This window comes from Myceligenerans xiligouense, from assembly GCF_003814695.1.
In the GTDB taxonomy this organism is placed as follows: Bacteria; Actinomycetota; Actinomycetes; order Actinomycetales; family Cellulomonadaceae; genus Myceligenerans; species Myceligenerans xiligouense.
Genome location: NZ_RKQZ01000001.1, coordinates 3210341 through 3236756, shown reverse-complemented (window position 1 = coordinate 3236756; position 26416 = coordinate 3210341). Strand labels below are relative to the sequence as shown.

20 protein-coding genes are annotated in these 26416 nt (G+C 72.7%); 17 read left to right on the top strand and 3 right to left on the bottom strand.

What is annotated here, in order from left to right:
- Positions 1-77 precede the first annotated feature (77 nt).
- Positions 78-1328 (bottom strand): hypothetical protein, encoded by a 1251-nt coding sequence (locus tag EDD34_RS14090; RefSeq protein ID WP_123815141.1) that lies wholly within the window; start codon positions 1326-1328, stop codon positions 78-80.
- Between the two features lie 112 nt (positions 1329-1440).
- Between EDD34_RS14090 and EDD34_RS14085 the strand changes: the two genes are divergently transcribed.
- The 9 genes from EDD34_RS14085 to EDD34_RS14045 all read left to right on the top strand — a co-directional run bounded on the left by EDD34_RS14085 (position 1441) and on the right by EDD34_RS14045 (position 13267).
- Positions 1441-2211 (top strand): SDR family oxidoreductase, encoded by a 771-nt coding sequence (locus tag EDD34_RS14085; protein WP_123815140.1) that lies wholly within the window; start codon positions 1441-1443, stop codon positions 2209-2211.
- Positions 2212-2328: 117 nt separating this feature from the next.
- Positions 2329-4041, top strand: a complete 1713-nt coding sequence (locus tag EDD34_RS14080) for a molybdopterin-dependent oxidoreductase (protein WP_123815139.1) — start codon at positions 2329-2331, stop codon at positions 4039-4041.
- Positions 4042-4339: 298 nt separating this feature from the next.
- Entirely contained in the window at positions 4340-7681 is a 3342-nt protein-coding gene (gene ileS, locus EDD34_RS14075) for an isoleucine--tRNA ligase (RefSeq protein ID WP_123815138.1), read from the top strand.
- Between the two features lie 37 nt (positions 7682-7718).
- Positions 7719-8609 carry a hypothetical protein gene (locus tag EDD34_RS14070; RefSeq protein WP_123815137.1) on the top strand — a complete coding sequence of 297 codons (891 nt, stop codon included), beginning with the start codon at positions 7719-7721 and terminating at the stop codon, positions 8607-8609.
- 145 nt (positions 8610-8754) lie between these two features.
- Positions 8755-9711: an ABC transporter ATP-binding protein gene (locus EDD34_RS14065; RefSeq protein ID WP_123815136.1), complete on the top strand. Its 957-nt coding sequence runs from the start codon at positions 8755-8757 to the stop codon at positions 9709-9711.
- Positions 9708-10577 (top strand): ABC transporter permease, encoded by an 870-nt coding sequence (locus EDD34_RS14060; RefSeq protein ID WP_123815135.1) that lies wholly within the window; start codon positions 9708-9710, stop codon positions 10575-10577. The genes EDD34_RS14065 and EDD34_RS14060 overlap by 4 nt, the downstream gene beginning before the upstream one ends.
- Positions 10567-11940 carry a sensor histidine kinase gene (locus EDD34_RS14055; RefSeq protein WP_123815134.1) on the top strand — a complete coding sequence of 458 codons (1374 nt, stop codon included), beginning with the start codon at positions 10567-10569 and terminating at the stop codon, positions 11938-11940. The genes EDD34_RS14060 and EDD34_RS14055 overlap by 11 nt, the downstream gene beginning before the upstream one ends.
- Complete coding sequence (locus EDD34_RS14050) at positions 11937-12548, top strand: response regulator (protein WP_123815133.1); 612 nt, start codon at positions 11937-11939, stop codon at positions 12546-12548. Before EDD34_RS14055 ends, EDD34_RS14050 begins: the two co-directional genes overlap by 4 nt.
- 74 nt (positions 12549-12622) lie before the next feature.
- Entirely contained in the window at positions 12623-13267 is a 645-nt protein-coding gene (locus EDD34_RS14045; RefSeq protein WP_123815132.1) for an MSMEG_1061 family FMN-dependent PPOX-type flavoprotein, read from the top strand.
- A 59-nt stretch (positions 13268-13326) separates the two neighbouring features.
- Here EDD34_RS14045 and EDD34_RS14040 read toward each other — a convergent pair whose 3' ends face one another.
- Both EDD34_RS14040 and EDD34_RS14035 read right to left on the bottom strand, forming a co-directional pair.
- Positions 13327-14379: a folylpolyglutamate synthase/dihydrofolate synthase family protein gene (locus EDD34_RS14040; RefSeq protein ID WP_123815131.1), complete on the bottom strand. Its 1053-nt coding sequence runs from the start codon at positions 14377-14379 to the stop codon at positions 13327-13329.
- Between the two features lie 258 nt (positions 14380-14637).
- On the bottom strand, positions 14638-16671 hold the full coding sequence (locus tag EDD34_RS14035) for a hypothetical protein (protein ID WP_123815130.1): 2034 nt from the start codon (positions 16669-16671) through the stop codon (positions 14638-14640).
- A 142-nt stretch (positions 16672-16813) separates the two neighbouring features.
- On the opposite strand from EDD34_RS14035, the gene EDD34_RS14030 reads away from it, so the two are divergent.
- The 8 genes from EDD34_RS14030 (at position 16814) to smc (ending at position 26297) form a co-directional block, all read left to right on the top strand.
- The gene (locus EDD34_RS14030; RefSeq protein WP_246012430.1) at positions 16814-18154 is read left to right on the top strand and encodes a bifunctional folylpolyglutamate synthase/dihydrofolate synthase; all 1341 of its coding nucleotides are present in this window, start codon (positions 16814-16816) and stop codon (positions 18152-18154) included.
- 40 nt (positions 18155-18194) lie between these two features.
- Positions 18195-19190, top strand: a complete 996-nt coding sequence (gene dhaK, locus EDD34_RS14025; protein WP_123815129.1) for a dihydroxyacetone kinase subunit DhaK — start codon at positions 18195-18197, stop codon at positions 19188-19190.
- Positions 19191-19270: 80 nt separating this feature from the next.
- Positions 19271-19933, top strand: coding sequence for a dihydroxyacetone kinase subunit DhaL (dhaL, locus tag EDD34_RS14020; protein WP_123815128.1), 663 nt, complete (start codon positions 19271-19273; stop codon positions 19931-19933).
- 73 nt (positions 19934-20006) lie between these two features.
- Complete coding sequence (gene dhaM, locus EDD34_RS14015) at positions 20007-20732, top strand: dihydroxyacetone kinase phosphoryl donor subunit DhaM (RefSeq protein ID WP_123815127.1); 726 nt, start codon at positions 20007-20009, stop codon at positions 20730-20732.
- A 28-nt stretch (positions 20733-20760) separates the two neighbouring features.
- On the top strand, positions 20761-21390 hold the full coding sequence (locus EDD34_RS14010) for a TetR/AcrR family transcriptional regulator (RefSeq protein WP_123815126.1): 630 nt from the start codon (positions 20761-20763) through the stop codon (positions 21388-21390).
- Complete coding sequence (locus EDD34_RS14005) at positions 21387-21824, top strand: DUF4233 domain-containing protein (protein WP_123815125.1); 438 nt, start codon at positions 21387-21389, stop codon at positions 21822-21824. The genes EDD34_RS14010 and EDD34_RS14005 overlap by 4 nt, the downstream gene beginning before the upstream one ends.
- 105 nt (positions 21825-21929) lie before the next feature.
- Positions 21930-22400, top strand: coding sequence for a nucleoside-diphosphate kinase (ndk, locus tag EDD34_RS14000; RefSeq protein WP_123815124.1), 471 nt, complete (start codon positions 21930-21932; stop codon positions 22398-22400).
- Between the two features lie 45 nt (positions 22401-22445).
- A complete protein-coding gene (gene smc / locus EDD34_RS13995; RefSeq protein ID WP_123815123.1) occupies positions 22446-26297 on the top strand; it encodes a chromosome segregation protein SMC in 3852 nt (1283 codons plus the stop codon).
- The last annotated feature ends 119 nt before the right edge of the window (positions 26298-26416 follow it).

Here is a 26416-nt window from a genome sequence, read left to right as displayed (position 1 = left end):
GCGACGACGGGGCAGACCAGATGGGCCCCGCGATCCGGCCCACAGCATACGCCGGGACACCGACCCGCCACCGTCCCTCACTTCACGCAGGTGGTGAAGTCCTTGCTCGCGAGGGACCACCGTCCGGCAGCCCATCCGCCCTTTTCGCGCACCGCGAACGCGTAGGCGCCCGGTTCCAGCACGATCGTGACCGTCTTCGCCCTGGCGCAGGTCTTCCCGCCGGCCGGGACGGTGACCGAATCGGTCTGGCGGCCTGTCCAGGCGACGTAGAGCTCACGGCCCGTGGCGTTGCGGACGGTCAGGTGTACCGCGCTCGTGCCGTCCCCGGTCCTCCGGGGCCGCGTGAGGCTGTCGCCGTCGCGCAGGGCAGCGCTGACCTGCTTCTTGATCGTGGCGACCCGGAGCCGTTCCCGCGCGACCTCCGCGGCGCGGGCCTGGGCTCGCGCGTCGACGGCGGACAACGTGTCCAGCCTCTCGTCCGCGAGCCTGCCGGGCTTCGTGTCCGGATAGTTCTCGGCCGCCCGGGTGAGGACGGCCCGGGCCCCGCGGAACGCCTGCGGCTGGTAGCGGGCGTCGTTGGCGGCCGACTGCCCGCTCGCGATCCTCTGCTCGCCGCAGCGCAGCAGCGACCAGGACAAGGTGTCGTGCGCGGCGGCCCGGACGGGCGCGAGCGCGTCGCCGGCCTGCCTGGTCCAGGTGCGCGCGGGATCCAGGGCCTGGCAGGGATTCTTCCGGCTGCCCCACTCGACGTCCCGCTCGTACAGCGTCCAGACCCGCTTCCGTGCCGTCTTGGCGGAGGGCGTCCCCGGCGCGTCGGCCAGGACGGCGGCGTACTGCCGCACCGCGCGCTGTTCGGCGTCCTTGGCCTCCAGCTCACGCCCGAGCGCGATCCGCTCCTCGGACTGCTCGCCCAGGGCGTCGCCGTACCGCGCGACACCCGAGGCGAGGTAGTCCCCGAACTCGCGGATCGCCCGGCGGTGCTCCTGCCGCCCGGCGAGGTGCCGCGCACGTTCCAGCGTTTCGCAGGCGGTGAGTTCGGCGCGCAGCCCGGTCCGGTCGACCGGAGGGTCGAGGAACGAGACGGTGCCGGAGTTCAGGGCCGACTTCAGGTGCCCGTCCGCCGCCCGGCAGTCGCCCGCGGCATGCGCGCTGTGCCCGAGGGCCGCCTCGGTCCGGGCCTCTGCCCGCGAGCCCTGCAGCAGCGTCACGAACAGCCAGACCACGGCCGCGACCACCAGCACCAGCGCCACGGCGAGGACCACCGACCGGCCGCGTCGCGTCCCCGGCTCCTCCTGTGCGACCGGTGCGAGCAGGTGCAGATCGCTCACTGAGGCTCCCCCGTCGTCCATCCTGTGCCCACGATTTCCTGGCGCGGTATGTCGGAAATAGTGCCACGGTTTCGTGGGGCCGACGTCAGAACCCCGCGTAGTCTCGTGCCACATGAGCACCACTGGACGTAGAGCACTGGTCACCGGGGCGTCGTCGGGGATCGGCGCCGCCACCGTGCGTCGCCTCACGGCCGACGGCTGGAGGGTGGTCGCCGCCGCCCGGCGCAGGGAGCGGCTCGAGGCGCTCGCCGCCGAGACCGGCGCGGAGCCGTACGCCCTGGACGTGACCGACGACGACGCCGTGGCCGGGCTCGCCGAGCACCTGGCGGCGACCGGCGGGCTGGACGCCGTCATCAACAACGCCGGTGGCGCGCTCGGCCTCGACAAGGTCGAGGACGGCGACGTCGACGGATGGCGCTGGATGTACGAGGTGAACGTGCTCGGCACCCTGCGGGTCACCAAGGCGACGCTGCCGCTGCTGCGGGAGGCGGGTGCGGCGCGCGGTGTGGCCGACGTCGTGAACCTGACCTCCACCGCAGCGCTCGGCGCCTACGAGGGCGGCGCCGGCTACACGGCGGCCAAGCACGGTGAGCACATGCTGTCCCAGACGCTGCGCTGGGAGATCGCCGGCGAGCCGGTGCGCGTCATCGAGATCGCACCCGGGGCGGTCGCCACCGAGGAGTTCTCCCTGGTGCGCTTCGACGGCGACGCCGAGAAGGCCGCGCGGGTCTACGCGGGCTACACCCCGCTGACCGCCGAGGACGTGGCCGACACCGTCGCCTGGACCGTCTCCCGCCCGGACCACGTGAACATCGACCAGGTCACGATCCGCCCGCGCGCGCAGGCCCACAACAGCAAGATCGTGCGCGACGCCGGAGTGTGACCGGCCGCCGGAGTGCGACCGGCCGCGGGCGGGTGCCCTGCCTCCACCCCTTACGGAGTTGTGACGGTGTGGGCCACGGCGCGGTGCCGGCGGGCCGCAGGTGCGAGGCTGACAGGCATGAACTCAGGTGACAGGCATGGGGCGCTCGCCGCCGTGGCAGGAGTCGTCGCCGCCGGTGTGGGGCTGGCGGTGTCCGAGCTGCTGTCCGCCGTGATCGCCCCCGGCGCCAGCACGATCTTCGCCGGTGGTGCCGCCGTCGTCGACATCGTGCCGTCATGGCTCAAGGACTTCGCGGTCGAATGGTTCGGGACCGCCGACAAGGCGGTGCTGCTCGGCTCGATGGGCTTCGTCCTCGCGGTGGGCGCTGCCCTCGCAGGCTGGCTCGAGCGCCGCCGGTCCGGCATCGGCGTCGCACTCCTGGTCCTGGTGGGCCTGGCGGGCGCGGTCCTCGCCGCCACACGGCCGGCCGCCACGCCGCTGTGGGCCGCGCCGAGCCTGATCGGCATCGGCGTGGCCGTACCGGTGCTGCGGGCCGCCGTGCGCACGCTGGGGACCGGCGGGGTCACCCGCCCCGCGCCCCGCGCCGTGCCCGGCGCCGGGGAAGCCGTCCCGGACAGGCGTGCCGACGGCGAAAGTCCCGACGCTGCCCGCCCCGGCCCGGACACCGCGCCGGACCTCACCGTGCCCGCCGCAGCGCAGGACGCCACCTCGTCCGCCGCGCCGCAGGACGCCGCCCCGCCCGCCGCGCCGCCGTCGGGCCCCGACCGCCGCCGCTTCCTCCAGATCACCGGTCTTGCCGCGGCGGGTGCGCTGGTGGCGCTCGCGGCGTCGCAGGCGATCGGTGCCGGCGGGCGTGCCGTGGAGGCGGTGCGTGAGCGCTTCCGGCTCCCGGACGCGGCGCGACCCGCGGATCCGGTCCCGTCGGGTGCGGACCTTCCGGTGGACGGCCTGGCCCCGTACGTGACGCCGAACGACGACTTCTACCGCATCGACACCGCCCTGCGAGTCCCGGAGGTGGACCCCGAGAACTGGTCGCTGCGCGTGACCGGGATGGTCGAGGAGCCGTTCGAGATCGGCTGGGACGAACTGGTCGCCCTGCCGATGACCGAGCACCACGTGACCCTCGCCTGCGTGTCGAACGCCGTGGGCGGCGACCTCATCGGCAATGCTCTCTGGCTCGGCTACCCGATCCGGGAGCTGCTGGAGCGGGCCCGGCCGCAGGCGGGCGCCGACATGGTGCTGTCGCGGTCCGTGGACGGCTTCACCGCCGGCACGCCGCTGGAGGTGCTCACCGACCCGGACCGGATGTCCCTCCTGGCCATCGGTATGAACGGCGAGCCCTTGCCGACGCGGCACGGGTTCCCGGCGCGGCTGGTCGTGCCGGGCCTGTACGGGTACGTGTCGGCGACCAAGTGGGTGACCGAGCTCAAGGTCACCACGTTCGACCAGGACGAGGGCTACTGGACGCCGCGCGGCTGGTCCGCGCTGGGGCCCATCAAGGTGCAGTCCCGCGTCGACGTCCCGCGCGGCTTCGCGAACGTCGACGCCGGCGAGGTGGTGGTGGCCGGGGTGGCGTGGGCGCAGCACGTCGGCATCCAGGGCGTCGAGGTCAAGGCCGACGACGGCGACTGGATCCCCGCCGAACTGGCCGAGTCCACCGGGGTCGACACCTGGCGCCAGTGGCGTGCGGTGCTGGACCTCGAGGCGGGGGACCACACGGTGTCGGTCCGTGCCACCAACACCGACGGCGAGACGCAGACGGACGCGAAGGCGCCCCCGGCCCCGGACGGCGCCACGGGACACCACACCGTCGCCTTCACCGTGGTGTAGCCGACATTCCGGTTGCGACCTGACGCTAGGATGTGCCCACAGGCATCGACCCGGCCATCACCGGTGAGCCTCCGGAAGAACGGGTACCCGCAGCGCGACCGCACCCGCGGCCGCCGTCGGGCATCTCAGTAGAACCGGACGGGCAGGCCCGTCACAGCCGTCAACGAGCGGCCGCTCGCGGCCGCCGCCCCACGGGGCGGCACACGCGCGCGGCAAGCGGGGTGGTACCGCGGCAGATGTTGTGTCGTCCTCGCAGCAGCGCTGCCGGACCGACCACCACCGCAGGAGCCACGAGACCATGGCTGACTCAGCCCGCTATCCCTTGCACCGCGGCGACGACAACGTCGCCGCGTCCCCGGACCTGCCCGCGCTCGAGCGCGAGGTCCTCGACCACTGGGAGGTCGACGGGACCTTCCAGGCCTCCATCGACCAGCGCGACGCGGGCGAGAACGGCGAGAACGAGTTCGTCTTCTACGACGGCCCGCCCTTCGCCAACGGCCTGCCCCACTACGGCCACCTGCTGACCGGTTACGCGAAGGACGTCGTGCCGCGCTACCAGACGATGCGCGGCAAGCGCGTCGAGCGGCGCTTCGGCTGGGACACGCACGGCCTGCCGGCCGAGCTGGAGGCGATGAGCCAGCTCGGCATCAAGACCAAGGACGAGATCGTCGAGCTCGGCATCGACAAGTTCAACGAGGCCTGCCGCAGCTCCGTCATGAAGTACACCGACGAGTGGCGCGCCTACGTCACGCGCCAGGCGCGCTGGGTCGACTTCGAGCACGACTACAAGACGCTCGACCCGACCTTCATGGAGTCGGTGATCTGGGCGTTCAAGTCGCTGTACGACAAGGGCCTGATCTACGAGGACTTCCGCGTCCTGCCCTACTGCTGGAACGACCAGACGCCGCTGAGCAACCACGAGCTGCGCATGGACGACGACGTCTACCAGAACCGCCAGGACCCGGCGGTCACGGTGGGCTTCGACGTCACCACCGTGCCGGACGCCGCGGCGTCGGCGGGGGTGCGGCCGGGTGACAAGCTGCTGATCTGGACCACGACGCCGTGGACCCTGCCGTCCAACCTGCTGGTCATGGTGGGTCCGGACATCGACTACGTCGTGGTGGAGTCGGCGGGCACCCGCTCCGTCGTCGCCGAGGCACGGCTGGCCGCGTACGCCCGCGAGCTGGTCGAGGAAGGCGCGGAGGAAGCGCGTGTCGTCGCCCGCCTCACCGGTCGCGACCTGCTCGGCGTCGCCTACACCCCGCCGTTCTCCTACTACGTGGGCCGTGAGCGCGCGCACCGCGTCGTCGAGGCGGACTTCGTCACCACCACGGACGGTACGGGCCTGGTGCACAGCGCCGGCGCGTTCGGCGAGGACGACAAGATCGTGTGCGACCGGGAGGGCGTGGAGTCCGTCATGCCGGTCGGGGCCGACGGCCGGTTCACCCACCCCGTGGACGAGTACGCCGGCCTGCAGGTGTTCGACGCGAACTCGCCGATCATCGACCACCTGAAGGCCCGCACGCGTGGCGGGGCGGACGACGAGGCCGGTGCGGTCACCGCGGGCACGGTGCTGGTGCGCCGCGAGTCCTACGACCACTCCTACCCGCACTGCTGGCGCTGCCGGCAGCCGCTGATGTACATGGGCGTGTCGTCGTGGTTCGTCGAGGTGACGAAGTTCAAGGACCGCATGGTCGAGCTGAACAAGGACATCACCTGGGTTCCCGAGCACATCCAGGAGGGGCAGTTCGGCAAGTGGCTGTCGAACGCGCGCGACTGGTCGATCACCCGTAACCGGTTCTGGGGCTCGCCCGTGCCGGTGTGGAAGAGCGACGACCCGGCCTACCCGCGGATCGACGTGTACGGCTCGTTCGAGGAGCTGGAGCGTGACTTCGGGCGGCTGCCGCGCGATCCCGCGAACCCCGACGCGCCGGACCTGCACCGCCCGTTCGTCGACGAGCTGACCCGGCCCAACCCCGACGACCCGACCGGGAAGTCGACGATGCGGCGCGTCGAGGACGTGCTGGACGTCTGGTTCGACTCCGGCTCCATGCCGTACGCCCAGGTGCACTACCCGTTCGACAACACCGACTGGTTCGAGCACCACCACCCGGGCGACTTCATCGTGGAGTACATCGGCCAGACCCGCGGCTGGTTCTACACGCTGCACATCCTCGCGACCGCGCTGTTCGACCGCCCGGCGTTCCAGACGGCGCTGTCGCACGGCATCGTGCTCGGATCCGACGGCCGCAAGATGTCCAAGTCGCTGCGCAACTACCCGGACGTCAACGAGGTCTTCGACCGCGACGGGTCGGACGCGATGCGCTGGTTCCTCATGGCCTCGCCGATCCTGCGCGGCGGCAACCTGGTCGTGACGGAGGACGGCATCCGCGACGCGGTACGGCAGGTCCTGCTGCCGCTGTGGAGCACGTACTACTTCTTCACCCTGTACGCCAACAGCGTCAAGGGGGCCGACGGCGACCGGGGCCGGCTGGCCCGCCCCCTCGACCCCGAGCGCGTGGCAGGGCTGGGCGCGATGGACCGCTATCTGCTCGCGCGCACCCGCGACCTGGCTGTCACGGTCACCGAGCAGCTCGACGGGTACGACATCGCGGGTGCGTGCGAGACCGTGCGCCAGTACCTGGACGCGCTGACCAACTGGTACGTCCGCACCCAGCGGGACCGGTTCTGGGAGGAGGACGCCGACGCGTTCGACACCCTCTGGACCGCCCTGGAGGTGCTGTGCCGGGTCATGGCGCCGCTCGCGCCGCTGACCACGGAGGAGGTCTGGCGCGGGCTCACCGGCGGCCGGTCGGTGCACCTGGCGGACTGGCCGTCCCTCGGGACGCCCCGAGGGGCGTCGGCCGGCGGCGCGGAGGACGCGGTCCTGGTGGCCGACGACGCACTGGTGGCCGCCGTCGAGTCGGCGCGCGCCGTCGTGTCGCAGACCCTGGCGCTGCGCAAGGCGAACGGGCTGCGGGTGCGCCAGCCGTTGAAGTCCCTGGTGGTGGCCGTGCCGGACCCGGATGGCGTCGCGCCGTTCGCCGAGCTGCTCGCGTCCGAGCTGAACCTGAAGTCGGTCGAGCTGGTGGCCTTCTCGCCCGAGGTGGCGGCGTCGTACGGGATCACCGAGCGCCTCGCCGTCAACGCCCGGGCCGCCGGGCCGCGCCTCGGGAAGGGCGTGCAGGCCGTCATCAAGGCGTCGAAGGCGGGCGACTGGACGAAGACGGCGGGCGACGACGGCATCGCGCACGTGGTCGTGCGGACCGCCGACGGCGACGTCGAGCTGCTCGCGTCCGAGTACGAGCTGGCGACGGTCGTGGGCGAGGACGCGGGGGCCGACGTCGCGGCCGCGGTCCTGGCCGGCGGCGGGTTCGTGGTGCTCGACCTGGCGCTCGACGACGACCTGCGGGCCGAGGGCTACGCGCGCGACGTGATCCGTGACGTGCAGGAGGCGCGCAAGGCCGCCGGCCTGCACGTGACCGACCGGATCGCCCTCACGCTCGCGGTGCCGGGCGAGTGGGTCGAGGCGGTGCGCGGGCACGAGGCGCTCGTGGCCGCGGAGACGCTGGCGGACTCGGTGGCCGTGTCCGCCGCGACCGGACCGGACCGGACCGTCTCGGTGCGGAAGTCCGCGTAGTTGACCGTGACGGAGACGACTTGCCAGGATCGCCCGCGTGAACGGTGAGAAGGACGCGGGCGCTCCCGGCCTGGTGCGCCGGAACTGGTGGTTGCCGGTCGTCGTGATGCTCGCGGCGGCCGTGGCCTGGCTCGCCGTCGCGGTCGCGCCCCAGGTGTACCTCCTGGTGCGGGGCGACGGGCAGAGCCTGCCGACGTTGTCGAGCTTCGTCACCGGCATGGTGGCCGGGGGCGCCGCCGCGGGCTGCCTGGCCGCGCTCGTCAGGCGTCGCGCCGTGGCCGTCGTCGGTCGGCAGCCTCCGGCGACGTGGGCGGCCGGGGCCGCCGTCGTCGGCACGCTCGGCACCGCGGTGGGGACGTTCCTCCTGGCGGGGGGAGCGATGGAGGGCTGGTGGCCCCGAGGCGCCGCCGCGGGTTCCGAGATCGTCGCGGGCCTCGCCGTCGTCGCGCTGGTGGCCACGACGGGTGGCCTCGTGCTCGGGCTGCTCACCGCCCTCGGGCCCGTCTGGCTCCGGGCCTGCGCCGCCGCGGTGCCGATCCTGTTCGCGCAGGACGCCCTGGCCATCGTGCTGCCCGAGTTCCCCGGAGCGCAGCTGGGGACGAGCTGGCTGCTGGCGGTGCTGGTCGGCGTGGCGCTCGGGACGAGCGTCGCCGTCGGGCGGCCATGGACGTGGGTGATGTGGGCTCCGGCGCTCGCGCTCGTGTGGCTCGCGCAGTCGCTGCTGCCGGCGATCAACGCGACCCTGCAGCAGGTGCACACCGCCGCGGAGTTCCTGCGGGCCTACCCGTTCGAGCCGATCCGGGTCCTGGGGGAGTACCTCGCGCTCACCCTCGTGGATCCGGACGCGCACGGGCCGGCGTCGATGTGGGTGGTCGCGCTGGTCGTGGGCGCGGCGGTGGCGGGGTGGAGGCTGCGGGGCGTGCGCTGAGGCGCCCGCACCGACGCGCCCGCGCTGAGGTATCGCATCGTCCCGGGATCCCGTGCCGGTATCCGGCCGGGTCAACCGAACGGTTGAATGCCTTTCCGGTCGACCGGTGGTGGCGGAGCCGGAGGCGGTGCTCGACGATGAACGCATGCGAACCGACCACTCATCGGCCCGGGGAATCGCCCCGGAGCGACCTCCCGCCGCGGCCGTCAGCGTCCGCGGGCTGCGCAGGAGCTACCGCTCGCGCGGCCCGGGCGGCGTCCGGGACGTCGCCGCCGTCGACGGCCTCGACCTCGATGTCCGGCGTGGTGAGATCTTCGCGCTCCTCGGTCCCAACGGCGCCGGGAAGACCACCACCATCGAGATCCTGGAGGGTTTCCGGGACCGCGACGCAGGCGAGGTGTCCGTACTCGGCGAGGACCCCGCGCGAGCCGGCCGCGCGTGGCGGACGCGGATCGGGGTCGTCCACCAGGACTCGCGTGATCTCGGCGAGCTGACCGTCGGCGAGATGGTCGGCGCCACCGCGCGGTACTACCCAGGGCCGCGGCCCCCCGCCGAGGTGATCGAGGCCGTGGGCCTCACCGAGCACGTACGCAAGCGGGCGCGCGCCCTGTCCGGCGGTCAGCGGCGACGCCTCGACGTCGCGCTCGGGATCGTCGGCCGGCCGGAGCTCCTCTTCCTCGACGAGCCCACGACCGGCTTCGACCCGCAGGCGCGGCGCTCGTTCTGGGACCTCGTGACCGGCCTGCGCGACGACGGCGCCACGATCCTGCTGACCACCCACTACCTGGAGGAGGCGGCCTACCTGGCCGACCGGGTGGTGGTCATCGACCGCGGGCGGATCGTCGCCGCCGGCCCGCCGGACGCTCTCGGCGGACCGGACGCGCGCACACCGCTGGTCACCTGGCTCGACGGCGACGAACGGCAGTTCCTGCGCACCGAACGACCGACGGAGGCGGTCGCCCGGCTCGCGCGAGACGTCGCGGCTCCAGGCGGTGAGATCCCAGGGCTCACCGTCACCCGGCCCACCCTGGAGGACGTCTATCTCGACCTCATCGGTGACGGCCGATCCACCACGGGATCGAACGCGGAGGAGCAGCGATGACCAGCAGCACCCACGACACCGGCCGGACGGCCCCGGCCCGGTCCCTCCCGCTCCCCGGCACCGTCAGCCTCGCCCTGGTGCGAACCCGCGTCGAGATGCTCGGCTTCCTGCGTGAACGCGACGCGATGATCTTCATCTTCGCCTACCCGCTGATCATGATGACGATCTTCGCCGCCGTGTTCGGCGGCCAGGAGCAGGTGTTCGACATCGCGGCAGGGCAGATGGAGATCAGCTTCGCCCAGTACTTCCTGCCCGGCATGGTCGCCACCGGAATCATGCTGTCCAGCTTCCAGACCGTCGCGATCTCGATCGCCGTCGAACGCGACGACGGCACGCTCAAGCGCCTGCGCGCCACGCCGCTCCCGGTGCTCTCCTACTTCCTCGGCAAGGTGGGCCAGGTACTCCTGGTCTCGGTCGTGCAGATGACCGCGCTGATCGCGCTGGCCGTGCTCGCGTTCGACGTCCCGATGCCGGAGGGCGACCGCTGGTGGACCTTCGCCTGGGTGTTCGTGCTCGGGACCGCCACGGGTACGGTCACCGGGGTGGCGTTCTCAGGAGTACCGCGGTCCGGGCGGTCGGCCTCGGCGGTGGTGACACCGGTCGTCCTGGTGCTCCAGTTCATCTCCGGCGTCTTCTTCCCCTATCCCGCACTGCCGGAGTGGATGCAACAGGTCGCACAGGTCTTCCCGCTCAAGTGGATGGCCCAGGGCATGCGGTCGGTGTTCCTGCCCGACGAGTTCGCGGCCGTCGAGAGCACAGGCGAGTGGCAGTACCCCCTGATCGCCGCCGTCCTGGGAGCGTGGCTGATCCTGGGACTCGTGGTCGGCGTGCGGACGTTCCGCTGGCGGAGGCGAGATGACGGGTGACGCGGCGAGCCGCACGGCGACGGCCGCCGGGCATGCCGTCCCGCCGCCGGCCGTCGGGGACGACCTGCCGCCGGCGCCCGGCGGGCCGTACGCCGCCTGGGACCGGATCGTCGTGTGGTGGGACGTCGCGTTCGTCGCGATCCTGGTCCTCACCGCGATCCAGATCGCCGTCGAGGGCACGCACGGACGTGACCTGCTGCTGTCCTGCACGGCGATCGCCCTCATCGGCCTCGCGTACGCGATCTGGGGGCGGCGTGCCGCACGCTCACGGAACCAGTCGACCGCCGCGGCCTACCTCGTCGTCCTCGTGCTCGGCACCGGAGCCGCGCTCACGGGTTCCGGCAGTGCCTCCCTTCTGCTGTTCGTGGCGTTCGCGCACTGCTGGATGCTTCTCGAGCGGCGGCGGTGGTCCGTCGCCGCCAGCACGGCGCTCGCGGTGACGGCGGTGCTGGGAATCCTGGCCCGTGAGGGGTTCACGCCGGGCCTGGTAACCACGGTCCCGGCGCAGATGGCGGTGATCCTCGTGTTCGCCGTCGGGCTGGGCATGTGGGTCGCGTGGACGATGCGGCGCGGTGAGGAGCACGCGCGACTCGTCGACGAGCTCCGCGCCGCCCAGGACGCCCTGGCCCGGTCGCACCACGCCGCGGGGGTGGAGGCGGAACGGGCACGCATCGCCCGGGAGATCCACGACACGCTCGCGCAGGGATTCACGAGCGTCGTCATGCAGGCGCAGGCGGCCTCGGCGGTGCTGGACGCCGACGGTCCCGAGTCGGCACGCGATCGGCTCCACCTGATCGAGGAGACGGCACGTGACAACCTCGCCGAGGCCAGGGCGCTGGTCGCGGCGTTCGCGCCGGCACCGTTGAAGGAGAAGTCGCTGGCCGAGGCGCTCGGCCGCCTCGTGACCCGGTTCGGCGAGGAGACCGGCCTGCAGGCGTGGTTCGTCGCCGACGGCGTGCTGGGCCTGCCCCCGTCGGCCGAGGTGGTGCTGCTGCGGGTGGCGCAGGAGGGTCTCGCGAACGTGCGGCGTCATGCGGCCGCGAGCACGGTCGAGGTCCGCCTGGCGTGTGCGGACGACGCGGTGCTGCTCGAGGTGTCCGACGACGGACGCGGGCTCCCCGGAGACTTCGGACTGGGGGCCGACGAGGGGTTCGGGCTGTCCGGCATGCGCGAACGTGTCGCGACGGCCGGAGGTAGCCTGTCGATCGGCCCGGGCGAGACGGGCGGAACACTCGTGGCGGTGTGGCTGCCGTTGGGGGATACCGAGGAACCTGGGGCCGGAGCCGGAGCCGGAGCCGGAGCCGGAGCCGGAGCCGGAGCCGGAGCCGGCGGCGGCGGTAACGCGGGAGGGCGGAGCGGATGATCCGGGTGCTGGTGGCGGACGACCATCCCGTGGTGCGCTCAGGGCTGGTGGGCATGCTGACCGTCGAAGCCGACCTCGAGGTGGTCGCCGAGGCGAGTGACGGCGCCCAGGCGGTCGCTCTGGCCGCCGAGCTGACGCCCGACGTCGTCCTCATGGATCTCCGGATGCCGGTGCTCGACGGCGTCGGCGCCACGAGCCGGATCCGCGCGACAGGCGGCCCGCCGCGTGTCGTGGTCCTGACCACCTATGACACCGATGCCGACATCCTGCGCGCCGTCGAGGCAGGGGCCACGGGCTACCTGCTCAAGGACACCCCGCGTGCGGACCTGGTCGCCGGGATCCGCGCGGCGGCACGGGGCGAGACGGTGCTGGCGCCCCGTGTGGCCACACGCCTGGTGTCCTCCGTCCGGACGGACCGGCTCACCCCGCGCGAGATCGAGGTACTGGCCCTGGTGGCGAGCGGCCGTTCCAACGCGGAGATCGGCGCCCGGCTGTTCATCACGGAGGCCACCGTGAAGACGCACCTGATCCGCGTCTTCGCCAAGCTGGACGTCCAGGACCGCACCGCCGCCGTCTGGGTCGCCCGAGAACAAGGCTGGCTCGGCTGACCGTGCCCGGCTGCCGGGGGCGTGCCGGCGCGCCCGTCGGTACCGCGGCCGGACGCCGCCGCTACGTTGAGACCATGACTGCTGCTGCGACCTCTCGCCGGGGTACCCGGATCATGTCCGTCACGGAACTGGAGGGCATCGTCGGCCAGGCGATCCCCCCGGCGCGTGACAAGGTGCGTACCGCCCTGCACGCGATCGACCGGGAATTTCTCGCGGCGGCGTCGCTCGGCTTCGTCGCCACCGCCGCCCCCGACGGCCACCTCGACGTGTCACCCAAGGGCGACCCGGCGGGATCGCTCGCCGTCGCGCTCGACGACCACACCATCGGTGTCCCCGAGCGGCCCGGCAACCGCCGCGCGGACGGTTTCCACAACCTGCTCGCCGATCCACGTGTCGGGCTGATCTTCGTCGTCCCGGGCCGTGGCGACACCTTGCGGGTCAACGGCACCGCGCGCATCGTGCGTGACGCGCCCTGGTTCGCGGACCTCCAGGTCCGCAACCATGTGCCCGTGATCGGCCTCGAGGTCGAGATCGCCGAGGTGTTCTACCACTGCTCCAAGGCGTTCCTCCGGTCGAAGGCGTGGGACCCGGAGTCGTGGGAGCCCGACGCCGTTCCGCGCCGCGCGGTCATCTCGAAGGCACTCGAGCGCAAGCACGATTCCCTCGCAGACCTGGACGCCTACTACGGCCCGAGGTACGCGGAGAAGATCTACGACTGACTGTGAGGAGCGCTCTGGCAGCCTGATCGTGTTGGCTGTGTGCCGGTGGCCGGGTCTGGTCAGCCCGGTGCCCGATAGGCCAGATCTGTGGAGATGTCGAGAACGTCCAGCGCGAGGGCGACGAACGACTGCGTGCCGACGAGCAGGCATGGCCCGCCCGCCAATCCTCGGGCCAGTGCGTCAGCGGCTGGAAGGACTTCGGGGTAGAGAGCCTCCGCCTTGGTGAAAGCCAGGTAGTCATCAGCGCGCGCCGGGATCACCGTTGCGAAGTCCCGGAGTTCCGCGAAGCACGCTTCCGCGTCCTTCGTGTCGGGGAAGCTGGCCACGACGGTCCCAAGGCCCTCGTCGCCGTTCCCCGCTTCCTCACGCAGGACCCGGTACGCGTCGATGGCCGCCCGGATGCCTTCGGGGGAGATGGCGCCGTCGACCATCACCGGACCGGCCTTCCGCCGATACGTGCTCATCCGTCCCGGCATGCGCACGGACCTCAGTACCGTAGCCACGGTGGGATCGTCCACGATCCAGCCAAGATCCGCCGTGAGCGCCCGGGCCGCGGACTCGCCGACCGCAGCATTGAGCCGCGTGAGTGGTGGCAGTGCTTCGGGGGCGTGTGAAGCAGTTGCTGTGCTGACGGTCACGACGTCGGTGCCGTACTTCCTCGCGGTCTCTTCGATGATCGCCGTCACGTCGACATCCTGTTCGACCGTGACGATCGTCCTGGTGCCCTGGCCGACGACCCCGAGCAGGTCGCGCGCGACGTCGTCCAGGGTGGGGCCAAGCACGTCGCCGTGTTCGTAGAACACCTTCGTCACCGCGACGACCTGTGGGTCGAACAGGCCGACCTCGTCCGACCGGCCGCCCAGCCCTTCCTCGAGGACCAGGGCGTTCGCGCCGCGCCTGGTGGCCCAGGAGGCGCCCGTGATCGTGTAGGCCCCGGTGGGGGAGAGGTACCCGGACCCGTCCTGGCGCACGGCGGTGCGCGCGGCCGCGAGCCGTGCGGACTCGACGTCGTACTCCGCGGGTGAGATCGCGACACCGTCGAACCGCATCCGCTCCCGGTTGACGCGCAAGCCGGGAGAGGTGATCAGGCCGATGTGCGCTCGGCTTTCCACCTCGGGGACTGTCGCGCACGAGAGGACCGCCGCGGCATGAACCGCCGCCGTTCCCTTGCCCTTCGAACCCACGACGGCGAGTACGGGCGGTGTTCGGTCCCACGTTCCTAGCACTGTGCCCACCGCGCGGGCGCGGGCGAGTGATCGTCGTTCCCCGGGTCTCCTTGCGGCCCATTCCGCGAAGAATGCTTGGTCGCCGGGGAGGTGTTGAGCCGTCACATGCCTACTTTCTCACCCTGCCTCCGGGAGCGGCCGACCTCACCGGAGCCGCGGTCGGCGGGCGCGAGAGCGAGGAGAGCGGACGGGGTTCCGGGCCACGGGGGTGGCGTCTGCCGACCCGGCCATGGTGTTCACCCAGCCCTTGTCGACATGAGCCCCGGATCGTGGCTTCGGTATCCGGAGCCTGGCCAGTGCGAAGAAGGTCATGAGCACGGCGGCGGTCCCGATGACCGGCCAGCGGGGATCGTTGATCTGGTGAATCGCGAGGCCGAGCCCGGCCACGGGGATCACCAGCCGGTTCAGGTTCGCCATGAGGAAGGTGCGCAGCCGGCGCCGGATCGTGACGACCGTTGACGTCGGCGCCTCGAGCTGCCCCCTGAGATGAGCCGACATCCGCACCACGACGTGCGGTGACAGGTCCTCGGGCGGATCCGGCCACAGCCTGTTCACGCGTTGTGCGGCCTTGGAGACGGCGGCAACCCCACCCGACGACGGCGGATCGTGGTCCTCGACGGCCTGCGCCGCCGCCTCGCGTCCGCCCCAGCGCACCATGACCTGCTGCCCAGGGTCGATCCCGAGGCGGTCGAACGCGGCAGGGTTCAGCGACACGATCGGCGTGGCGTCGTCACCCGCGTGCGCCTGGACGACGCGTGCGGAGAATTCAGGTGCGCCGAAGAGCCTCCGCCAGAGACGTTCGAGCCCGCGGTCGAGGGCGGTGGCGGCGCGGCGCGGCCAGGGGAGAGTTGTTCCCGTCTCGATCATGGCCCGTGGTGCCGCGATCAGGACGACGTGCTCCGCATCGCTCATCTCCTCGGTACGGGCGCCGGACATGGTCAGGAGGCGGTGCTGGTAGTCGAGTCGTACGGTTCCGGGCCGGACATGATCGCGGGGGACTGCGGTGACCCAGGCGGTGACGCCGTCCCGGACCAGCAGGTAGGAACCGGTCCCAGGAACATCCTGCGGCGAGACGTGCACCTCGTGCCGGCCGGGCAGGTCGTCGGCGAGGGCCGCGACGATGCGGTGGCGACGGAGCGGTGGCACGACGACGTCGACGTCGTCGATCGCTCCGCTGCGGTGCGCGAGTCCGGGGCCGTCGGTGAGAGCTGCGACCAGCCGGCGAGTCACGCCTGCCTGGCCGGGAGGCAGGTCGCGGACACGGTCGGGCATCCCAGCGGCTTCCGAGGTCCACGCCCAGGCCACGGCGGTCCGGTCACCGGCACGGACTGTCACGGGGACCGGGCCGGTGGTCTGGGGCAGTATCTCGGGACGAACGACCACGGTCGGTACGCCGGACGGGATGGGGACGAGCTGCGGGGAGAGACGCCATGGCGTGGTAGATGGTCCTGACCGGGCGGGATCGCCGGGCACCGCTGTGCCCGCGGTCTCAGGTACCTCCGCCTTGATAGCCCTCACCAGGGTGTCGACGAGCAGTGACATGTCCGTCGCCTCGGCCTCCGGCGGACGTAGGTGCGCACCGATCTCGACCTGCACCGCCGGGATACCGCGCACCTGTGCGCTGGCGGCGACCGTCGTCGGCCGCATCGCGTCGAAGAGTGCGTTCCGAGTGAAACGCAGTCCGGCGTCGTCCAGAGAGGCGACGAATTTCTCGGGAACGGCACCCTCCCCGAACCCGAGGTCGACGTCCATGCCGTCGCGCGTGCGCATGCCGTGGAGGTCCACGACGACGTCCGGGGCGAGCTCCGCGAGACGGTCCTTCAAAGGATGACGCGGATCGAAGTTGGCGTCGCCGGGAGTCTTCGCCAGCCCGCCGACAGCGATCAGCGCGCCACACCCGGTGATTTCCGCGAGCAGCAACGCGAGCCCGCCCGTGCCCCGATCCGCCCACTTCACCCGGCCTGAGCGTTCGTGATTCGTCGCGTGGGGCGCGGTGACGATCAGGCCGGGCCGGGTCGTTCCTGCCACCTCGATGATCCCCGGCGCCGGTTCGCCGGAGCCGCCGGGCAAGGGCTCCGGGCGACCGCCGCTGTACCCTTCCGCGGCGAACGTCTGCTCCAGGGCCCTCCACCGGCCGGCTGGATCGACGGCGAGGGAATGGTTCTGCTTCTCGGGCACATCTCCCCAGGTGATTCGGACGGGCCGGGTCGGGCCCACCGTAGCGCGCCGTCGTGGCGGCGCAGCCGGAACGTGACGGCCCCGCCGACAAGTGGGCGGACCCCTCCACCCGCTCCGTCGCCCGCCCACCTATCCTCGTCTGGTGAGCGACGCCTTCAAGACCGTGAACCAGGAGATCTTCTCCCGGCTGCCCGAGGACCAGATCGACCCCACCATGGCCCGCGTCGAGCGGGTGCTCGAACTGCTGGGCGATCCCCACCGCGCGTTCCGGACGGTCCACATCACCGGCACCAACGGCAAGTCCTCGACCGCCCGCATGGTCGAGTCGCTGGTCCGTGAGCACGGCCTGCGTACCGGCCTGTTCACCAGCCCTCATCTGGCCAGCGTCACCGAACGCATCCAGATCGACGGTGAACCACTCGACGAGGAGCGCTTCGTCGAGGTCTTCGAGGACGTCGCCCCCTACATCGGCGTCGCCGACCGCGAGTCCGAGGCCGACGGCGGCCCGCCCCTGAGCTTCTTCGAGGTCCTGACCGTCATGGCGATCGCCGCGTTCGCCGACGCGCCCGTCGACGTCGCGGTCATCGAGGTGGGGCTGGGGGGCGGCTGGGACTCCACGAACGTCGTCGACGCACCCGTCGCCGTCCTCACACCCGTCGCGATGGACCACGAGAAGTGGCTCGGCCACAGCATCGCGGAGATCGCCGCCGAGAAGGCCGGGATCATCAAGGACGGCGCCACGGCGATCGTCGCCGCCCAGCGTGAGGACGCCGACGCCGAGATCCGGGCCCGCGCCGAGCGGGTCGGCGCCCATCTGATCCGTGAGGGTGTCGAGCTCGAGGTCGCGGCCCGGCAGCTCGCCGTCGGCGGCCAGCTCGTCGCCCTGCGCACCCCCGGCGGCCTCTACACGGACGTGTACCTCCCCCTGCACGGCGAGCACCAGGCGCACAACGCGCTGCTGGCGCTCGCCGCGACCGAGGCGCTGATCAGCGGTGGCAAGGCGCTCGACGGCGGTGTCGTGGAGACCGGGTTCGCGCAGGTCACCAGCCCTGGACGGCTGGAGGTGGTGCGTTCCAGCCCGACGATGATCGTCGACGCCGCCCACAACCCCGCCGGTGCGGAGGCCATGGCCGGGACGCTGGAGGAGGCGTTCGACCTGCGGCGGATCATCGGCGTCGTCGGCATCATGGCGGACAAGGACGCCGAAGGGCTCCTCGCGGTTCTCGAACCCGTGCTCGCGGAGATCGTGGTCACGCGCAACACCAACGAGCGCTCCATGGAACCCGAGGAGCTCGCCGAGGTGGCCAACGACGTCTTCGGTGAGGACCGCGTGCACGTCGCGGCCGACCTCACCCAGGCGATCCAGATCGCGGCGGACCTGGCCGAGGCGGGGGACGACGTCGGCGTCGGGGCGGGCAGCGCCGTGCTGGTCACCGGATCCGTCGTCACGGTCGCGGACGCTCGCGCGCTGCTGCGCCGGTGAGAGGATGGAGGTACCCGCGTCGACGAGGAAGGGACCAGCCGTGAAGAAGCTGCTCAACGATCCCGAGAACGCCGTCGCCGATTCGCTGGCCGGTTTCGCGCTCGCGCACGCCGACCTGGTCCAGGTGCATCACGACCCCACCTACGTGACCCGCGTCGGCGGCGCGACGACCGGAAAGGTCGGCCTGGTCAGCGGCGGCGGATCCGGTCACGAACCACTGCACTGCGGCTTCGTCGGCGACGGGATGCTCGACGCCGCCGTGCCGGGCGCCGTGTTCACGTCGCCCACGCCCGACGGCATCCTGCCCGCCCTGCACGCGGCCGACGGCGGTGCGGGCGTGCTCGCGATCGTGAAGAACTACACCGGCGACGTGCTCAACTTCGATCTCGCCGTGGAGCTCGCGGAGGCCGAGGGCGCGCGCGTCACCGCGGTTCTCGTGGACGACGACGTCGCCGTCGAGAACTCGACCTACACGGCGGGTCGCCGGGGCGTGGCCGGGACGCTCTGCGTGGAGAAGATCGCCGGCGCGGCGGCCATGCAGGGCGGCGACCTGGAGGACGTCACCCGCATCGCGCAGCACGTGGTGGACAACGTGCGGAGCATGGGTGTCGCGCTCACGGCCTGCACCGTCCCGCACGTCGGCGGGCCGAGCTTCGACCTCCCGGACGACCAGATGGAGATCGGTATCGGCATCCACGGCGAGCCCGGCCGGCACCGGGTGCGGGTGGCGCCGGCGGACGAGGTGACGCAGATGCTGCTCGACCCGGTCGCGGACGACCTCGGACTGGCGCCGGGCGAGCGTGTGTTGCTGTTCGTCAACGGAATGGGGGGAACCCCCGCCTCGGAGCTCTACGTGGTCTATGGTCGAGCGCGGCGCCTGCTGGAACAGCGGGGCGTGACCGTGGCCCGCTCGCTCGTGGGCAGCTATGTCACGTCTCTCGAGATGCAGGGCGCGTCGGTCACCGTGCTGCGGCTGGACGACGAGCTGGAGGCGCTGTGGGACGCTCCCGTGCACACGGCGGCGCTGCGCTGGTGACCGGATGCGTGGGAGCGGGCTGGGTGAAAGTCCGATTTGCCGACTCCGCGACACGACTGGAGGCATGAGGTGATGCTGCGGTGACGTTGGATGCTGACTGGGCGGAGCGCTGGATCCGGCGGACCGCCGACGCGGTCGCCGACAAGCGTGACGAGCTGACCGAGCTGGACCGGGAGATCGGCGACGGCGACCACGGCGAGAACCTCGTCCGCGGCTTCCGGGCGGTGGTCGCCAAGCTGGACGCCCGGCGTTCCGAGGCCGACGGCCCCGGGGAACCGCCCCGCCTCGTCGGCGACGTCCTCAAGCTCACCGCGACCACGCTCATGTCCACGGTCGGCGGGGCGTCCGGCCCGCTCTACGGGACGGCGTTCCTCCGTGCCGCGAAGGTGACCGGCCACGAGGCGATCGACACCCGCACGATCGTCGCGATGCTCGAGTCGGCGCTGGACGGGATCACCGCCCGTGGCAAGGCCGAGCCGGGGGAGAAGACCATGGTCGACGCCTGGACGCCCGCCGTCGAGGCCGCGGAGCGCGCCGCCGGTGAGGGTGACGAGGCGGATGCCCTGCGGGCCGCCGCCGCGGCCGCGGACGCGGGGTCGACGGCGACCATTCCGCTCGTGGCCACCAAGGGGCGTGCCTCCTATCTCGGGGAACGCAGCGCAGGGCATGAGGACCCGGGCGCTCGCTCGACCGCGCTCCTCCTGGCGGCCGCCGTCGAGGCGCTCCCCGAGGAGACGGCATGAGCGGCGGGGGCGGAGCCCGGGGCGTGCCGGCCACGCCGGTGCGCGGCGTCCGCGCGCCGCGACGGGAGGCGGCATGACGGTCTCGATCGTCCTGGTGTCGCACTCGGCGGCGATCGCTCGCGGCCTGGTCGAGCTCGCCGGCCAGATGGCCCCCGACGTCACCCTCGTCCCCGCCGGAGGGCTGCCCGACGGCAGTCTGGGCAGCGCGCTCGACGACGTGACCGCGGCCCTGCGGACGGCCGCGGCCGCGGCGTCCGACGTCGTCGTCCTGGCTGATCTGGGCTCGTCGGCGCTGACCGTCGACTCGGCACTGGAGCTCGACGAGGAGCTGGCGTCGTCCGCGGTCCTGGCGCCGGGCCCGTTCGTCGAGGGAGCCGTCGCCGCGGCCGTCGCAGCCCACGGCGGCTCCGGCGTGGACGGCGTCGTGGCGGCGGTGCGGGACGCGGGCGGCACGTTCGCACGTGCCGCCGGTGTCGTGCCGGACGACGTGGGTGACGACGGTGCGGGCGCCGAGCACTCCGACACGACGTCCGGCGGGAACGGGCGCGTCACCACCACGGCCACGCTGCGCAACCCGCTCGGGCTGCACGCCCGCCCGGCCGCCCTGGTGTCCCGGAAGGTCGCCGAGCTCGGTGCGTCGGTGCTGGTCGACGGCGTCGACGCATCGAGCGTGCTGCAGCTCATGGCGCTCGGGGCGACCCAGGGGCGCGAGCTGACGATCACGGTGAGCGGCCAGGACGCGGCCCGGACGGCCGAGGTCCTGGCGGAGATGATCGGCTCCGGCTTCGGCGAGGTGTGAGACTCACGGGCCGGTGCAGAATATTCGGATGATCGAGAACGGACCTGGTCTGCGCGAGCGCAACAAGCGCGCCCGCCGCGGCGCCATCATCGACGCCGCCCAGCGTCTCGTGCGGGAACACGGGTACGACGCCGTGACGACCGGGCAGATCGCCGCCGAGGCCGGGGTCTCGCCACGGACCTTCTTCAACTACTTCGAGTCCAAGGACGAGGCGGTCATCGGGATTCGGACCGACGTCGGCATCGACCCGGGCGCGGCGCGCACCTTCGCCACGGGCGGCCCCAGCGGTCACCTGCTGACGGACCTGCGGGCTCTGATCGGGGACATGCTGGACCAGCTCGGCGACGAACCGGCCCGGGTGGGCGCGGCCGTCGAACTCATCCGCCGCGAGCCGCGCCTGCTGCAGCACCATCAGGACGCCATCGAACGCCACCGGACGGAACTGCTCGCGCTGCTCGAGGAACGTCGCCCGGCGGCGCCGTTCGCGGCGGACGCGGAAACGGTCCTCGCGGCCGCCGGTGCCGTCGTCCAGGCGACCACGCTCGCATGGGTGCGGTCCGGCGGAGGGTACGGGGTCCAGGTCCACATGCCGGCGGCGATCGACGAGCTGCGGGCGATTCTCTGCGAGCAGCCGCCGGAAGATATCGTGGCGGGGTGAGCAAGGACCGACCCGCCCCCGGCGATCGCATCAAGGCCAGGCCCTCCGCGCTGGTGCAGTTCACCTCCACAGTCCTGGCATGCGAGGCCGTGCTGGTGCTGTTCGTCACCCTGGTCGCCTTCGGGCTGCGTGACCTCGCCTACGAGCGCGGGCCGGTCCAGTCCGACTCCGCGGCCGTGGTCTGGGGTGTGGGCGGCGGCCTCGCGCTGCTGCTCCTGGTGCTCTCACGGCTCACGAGGCGCCCGGCCGGGCTCGTCGCCGGGACGATGGCGCAGGTGCTGGTGCTCGCCACGGGGCTCGTCGTGCCGCTCGCCACCATCGTCAACCTGGTCTTCGCGGCCCTGTGGGTGATGGCGCTGCGGCTCGGTTCGCGGGTCGACCGGGAACGCGCCGCGTACGACGCCGCGCACCCGGAGACCGCGCCCAACGCCTGACGGCGGCACACCGTCGCGCCCGGCCGGCACCGGTCGTCCGTCCCCCGGGCCCACGGGAGCACGGCGCCGGTGATGGCTGTCGTACGGTCCCATTACGCTGGGGCCATGACCGACGTCGCAACCGAGAACCTGCCCGCCGAGACCACCGAGGCGCCCGTGGCCGAGCGTACGCTCGTGCTGGTCAAGCCCGACGGCGTGCGCCGCGGCCTGTCCGGCGAGATCCTGCGCCGCGTCGAGGCCAAGGGATACACCCTGCGGGCCGTACGGCTGCTCGACCCCGCGCCCGCCCTGCTGCAGAAGCACTACGCCGAGCACGAGGGCAAGCCGTTCTTCGAGCCGCTGGTGGAGTTCATGCTGTCGGGTCCGGTGCTGGCCGTGGTCGCCGAGGGCGAGGGCGTCATCCCCGGGTTCCGGTCCCTGGCCGGCGCCACGAACCCCACCGACGCGGCCCCCGGCACCATCCGTGGTGACCTCGGCCGCGACTGGGGCACCAAGGTGGTGCAGAACCTCGTGCACGGCAGCGACTCGCCCGAGTCGGCGTCCCGCGAGATCGCCCTCTGGTTCCCCGAACTCTGAGCGTGGGAGCCCGGCGGCCCGGACAAACACGGTTAGGGTTGACCGGTGCATCTCAAGACGCTCACGCTCCGGGGCTTCAAGTCCTTCGCGTCGGCGACAACGCTGAACCTCGAACCCGGTATCACCTGCGTGGTGGGGCCCAACGGTTCGGGTAAGTCGAACGTCGTCGACGCGCTCTCCTGGGTGATGGGTGAGCAGGGGGCGAAGTCGTTGCGCGGCGGCAAGATGGACGATGTCATCTTCGCCGGCACGTCCGGCCGCGCCCCGCTCGGCCGCGCCGAGGTCAGCCTGACCATCGACAACACCGACGGCGCGCTGCCGATCGACTACACCGAGGTCACGATCAGCCGGACGCTGTTCCGCACGGGTGGGTCGGAGTACGCGATCAACGGCTCGTCCTGCCGTCTGCTGGACATCCAGGAGCTGCTGAGCGACTCCGGCATCGGCCGTGAGATGCACGTCGTGGTGGGACAGGGCCAGCTCGACGCCGTCCTGCGCGCCACCCCCGAGGAACGCCGGGGCTTCATCGAGGAGGCGGCGGGCGTCCTCAAGCACCGCAAGCGCAAGGAGAAGGCGCTGCGGAAGCTCGACCAGATGCGGGGCAACCTGGCCCGGCTCGCGGACCTCACCGCCGAGCTGCGCCGCCAGCTCGGCCCGCTGGGCCGCCAGGCCGAGGCGGCCCGGAAGGCGCAGACGGTGCAGCGGGACCTGCGCGACGCGCGGGCCCGCCTCCTCGCGGACGACCTGGCCCAGCTCCAGGCCCAGATCGAGGCCGACCTCGCCGACGAGAACGCGCTCAAGGAGCGTCAGGCGCAGGCGGAGGCAGGCCTCGCCGAGGCGCGTGCGGAGCTGTCCCGCCTGGAGCAGTCCGCGTCGGCGACCTCCACCGAGGTGAGCCGCGCCGGTGACACGCTCTTCGCGCTGTCCCAGACCCGGGAACGCCTGCGCGCCCTGCAGTCCCTGGCGGACGAGCGCGCGCGCCTGCTGGGCACGGAGGAGCCCGCCCACCACACCGGACAGGATCCCGACGACCTCGAGGCGCAGGCCGCCCGTGCCCGGGTCAGCGAGGAGGAGCTGGCGTCCGAGGTCGAGATCGCGCGGGAGTCCGTGGACGCGGCCATCGAGGAGCGTACGGAGGCGGAGTCGGCGGCCCAGGAGGCCGAGCGTGCGCACGGCACCCTCATGCGCGCGGCGGCCGACCGGCGTGAGGGCATGGCGCGCCTGGCCGGCCAGGTCGCCGCGCGGCGCAGCCGGGTCGAGGCCGCGGAGTCCGAGCTGGTCCGCCTGCGGGAGGCCGTCTTCGAGGCCGAGCACCGCGCGGAGGAGACGAGCCGGGAGTTCGCCGCCCTCGAGACCGAGGTCTCGGGTGTCGAGGAGGGCGAGGAGGGCCTGGATGTCGCGCACGAGGCCGCCGTGGCGAACCTGGAAATGGCCAGAACCTCCGTCGAGCGACTGACCGCCGAGAAGGCGACCGCCGAGAAGGAGCGGGGCGCCGCCGCCGCGAAGGTCGAGGCGCTGGAACTCAGCCTGGACCGCAAGGACGGGGCGGGCACGCTGCTGGCGGCGAACCAGCCCGGCGTCCTCGGCTCGGTCGCGGCGCTGCTGGGCGTCGAGCCGGGGTGGGAGGACGCGGTGGCCGCCGCGCTCGGCCCGCTGGCGGACGCGGTGGCGGTGTCCGGCCTGGACGCGGCCGTGGACGCTCTGCGTCTGCTGCGTGACGAGGACGCGGGCCGCGCGAGCCTGGTGGTGGGCGCCTCGTCGTCCGAGCCGTTGCCGCGGCCGGACGTGACGCTTCCCGACGCGGTCCGCTGGGCGGCCGACGTCGTGCACGTCGCGGGACCCGCCGAGGCCGGCCTGCGCACGATCCTGCGTGACGTCGTCGTCGTGGACGACCTCGCGCGCGCCCGTGCCTTCGTGCGGGACCACCCCGAGCTCGTGGCCGCGACCCGCGCCGGCGATCTGCTCGGAGGCGCGCGGGCGTGGGGCGGTTCGGCCGCCGCGCCGAGCGTGCTCCACCTGCAGGCGGCGCTCGACGAGGCCAAGGCCGCGCGCGACGACGCGGCCGTCCGTCAGGAGAGCGCGGAGACGCATCTGGCCGCGGCCCGGGCGGAGCTCGAGGCGGCGAAGACCCGGCATGACGAGACGCTGGCACGGCTCAACGAGTCCGACGCGGCGATGGCCGCGGCCGCGGAGCAGCTCGGCTCGTTGCGGGCCTCCGCGCGTTCCGCCCGCGAGGAGGCGGACCGCCACCGCGCCGCGCTGGAGCAGGCCATGGCCCGCCGCGAGGAGGACGAGATGGACCTCGCGGCCCTCGTCGAGCGCCTGGAGACCGCGGAGGAGGAGCCGGAGCAGGCCGCCGAGTCGCTGGACGAGGCGCAGGCCCGGCGCGACGAGACCGCGGCGGCCGCGACCGAGGCCCGCGCGCGGGAGACCGAGGTGCGGCTGGCGCTGCGCACGGCCGAGGAGCGCGCACGCGCGGTGTCCGGCAGGGCGCAGGCGCTGGCGCACGCCGCCCAGCAGGAGCGTGAGGCCCGGGCCGCTGCCGCGCGGCGGGCGGAGGCCCGGCAGCGCGACGCCGCCCGCGCCGTGGTGGTGCGTCAGGCCACGGCTGTGGCGCTCGAGCGTATCGGCCGGTCCCTGGCGCGTGCGGAGGAGGACAAGGCCGCCGCCGAGGAGGCACGGGCCGCGGGGAACGCGCAACTCGGCGCGGTACGGAGCACCGTCGAGTCGTTGACGGCGGAGTTGCGCGAGCTCACGGACGTCGCTCACAAGGACGAGGTCGCCCGGGCCCAGCAGCGCCTCCGCCTGGAGCAGCTCCAGGCCCGTGCGGTCGACGAGCTCAGCATCGATCCGGAGGTCCTCGTCGAGGAGTTCGGTCCGCACCAGCCCATTCCCGTCTACGACGGCGACGCCCCGGCCCGCCGCCGTGAGCGGCGCGCGGTCGTGGAGCGGGACGAGGAGGGCAACCCGATCCGCCACGAGGGGGACCCGGTCCTGCCGCGTGGCGCGGCGGCGCGGGCCGAGGCCATCGAGCTGCGTGCGGCGGCGCTGCGCGAGTTCGGCCTGGACCCGGCGGACCCGGAGGCGGCGAAGGTGGTCCAGGACGTCGCCGGCGTCGAGCCGGAGGCGGAGGGCACGACGCCGGACGCCGACGGCGCGGAGACGCCCGGGACCGGGGCCACGACACGGGCCGGGCGGGTGCCGAAGCCCGACCGGATGGTCCCGTACGTGCGCGAGGAGCAGGAGACCCGGCTGCGGAAGGCCGAGCGGGCACTGGCACGGCTCGGCGCCGTCAATCCGCTGGCGCTGGAGGAGTTCGCGGCGCTGGAGGAACGGCACCAGTTCCTCGAGACGCAGCTCGCCGACCTGAAGAAGTCGCGCGAGGACCTGCTGCAGATCGTCTCCGACATCGACGATCGGGTGCAGCAGGTGTTCGCCGAGGCGTTCCAGGACACGGCGGACAAGTTCCTGGAGATCTTCCCGCGGCTCTTTCCGGGAGGAGAGGGCAAGCTCCGGCTGACCGACCCGTCGGACCTGCTCACCACCGGTATCGAGGTGGAGGCTCGGCCGGCGGGCAAGAAGGTCAAGCGGTTGTCGCTGCTGTCCGGCGGCGAGCGGTCGCTGGCGGCGGTGGCGTTCCTGGTCTCGATCTTCAAGGCGCGTCCCAGCCCGTTCTACATCATGGACGAGGTCGAGGCGGCGCTCGACGACGTCAACCTCGGCCGGCTCATCGAGATCTTCAGGGAGCTGCAGCGGGACAGCCAGCTCATCGTGATCACGCACCAGAAGCGCACCATGGAGGTCGCGGACGCCCTGTACGGCGTGACGATGCGGGGCGACGGGGTGACGACGGTCATCAGCCAGAGGATGGGCGAGCGCGAGGCGGTCGACGCCTGAGCGGTAAGCTCCGGATCCGCCGGGAAAAGCCCGGCAGGGTGAGTGCGTTCTTGTGGTATTCCTAACGGTCGTTCGGCGCGTCCGTGGGGGCATCTGACAAAGTTTCGGGAGACAATAGC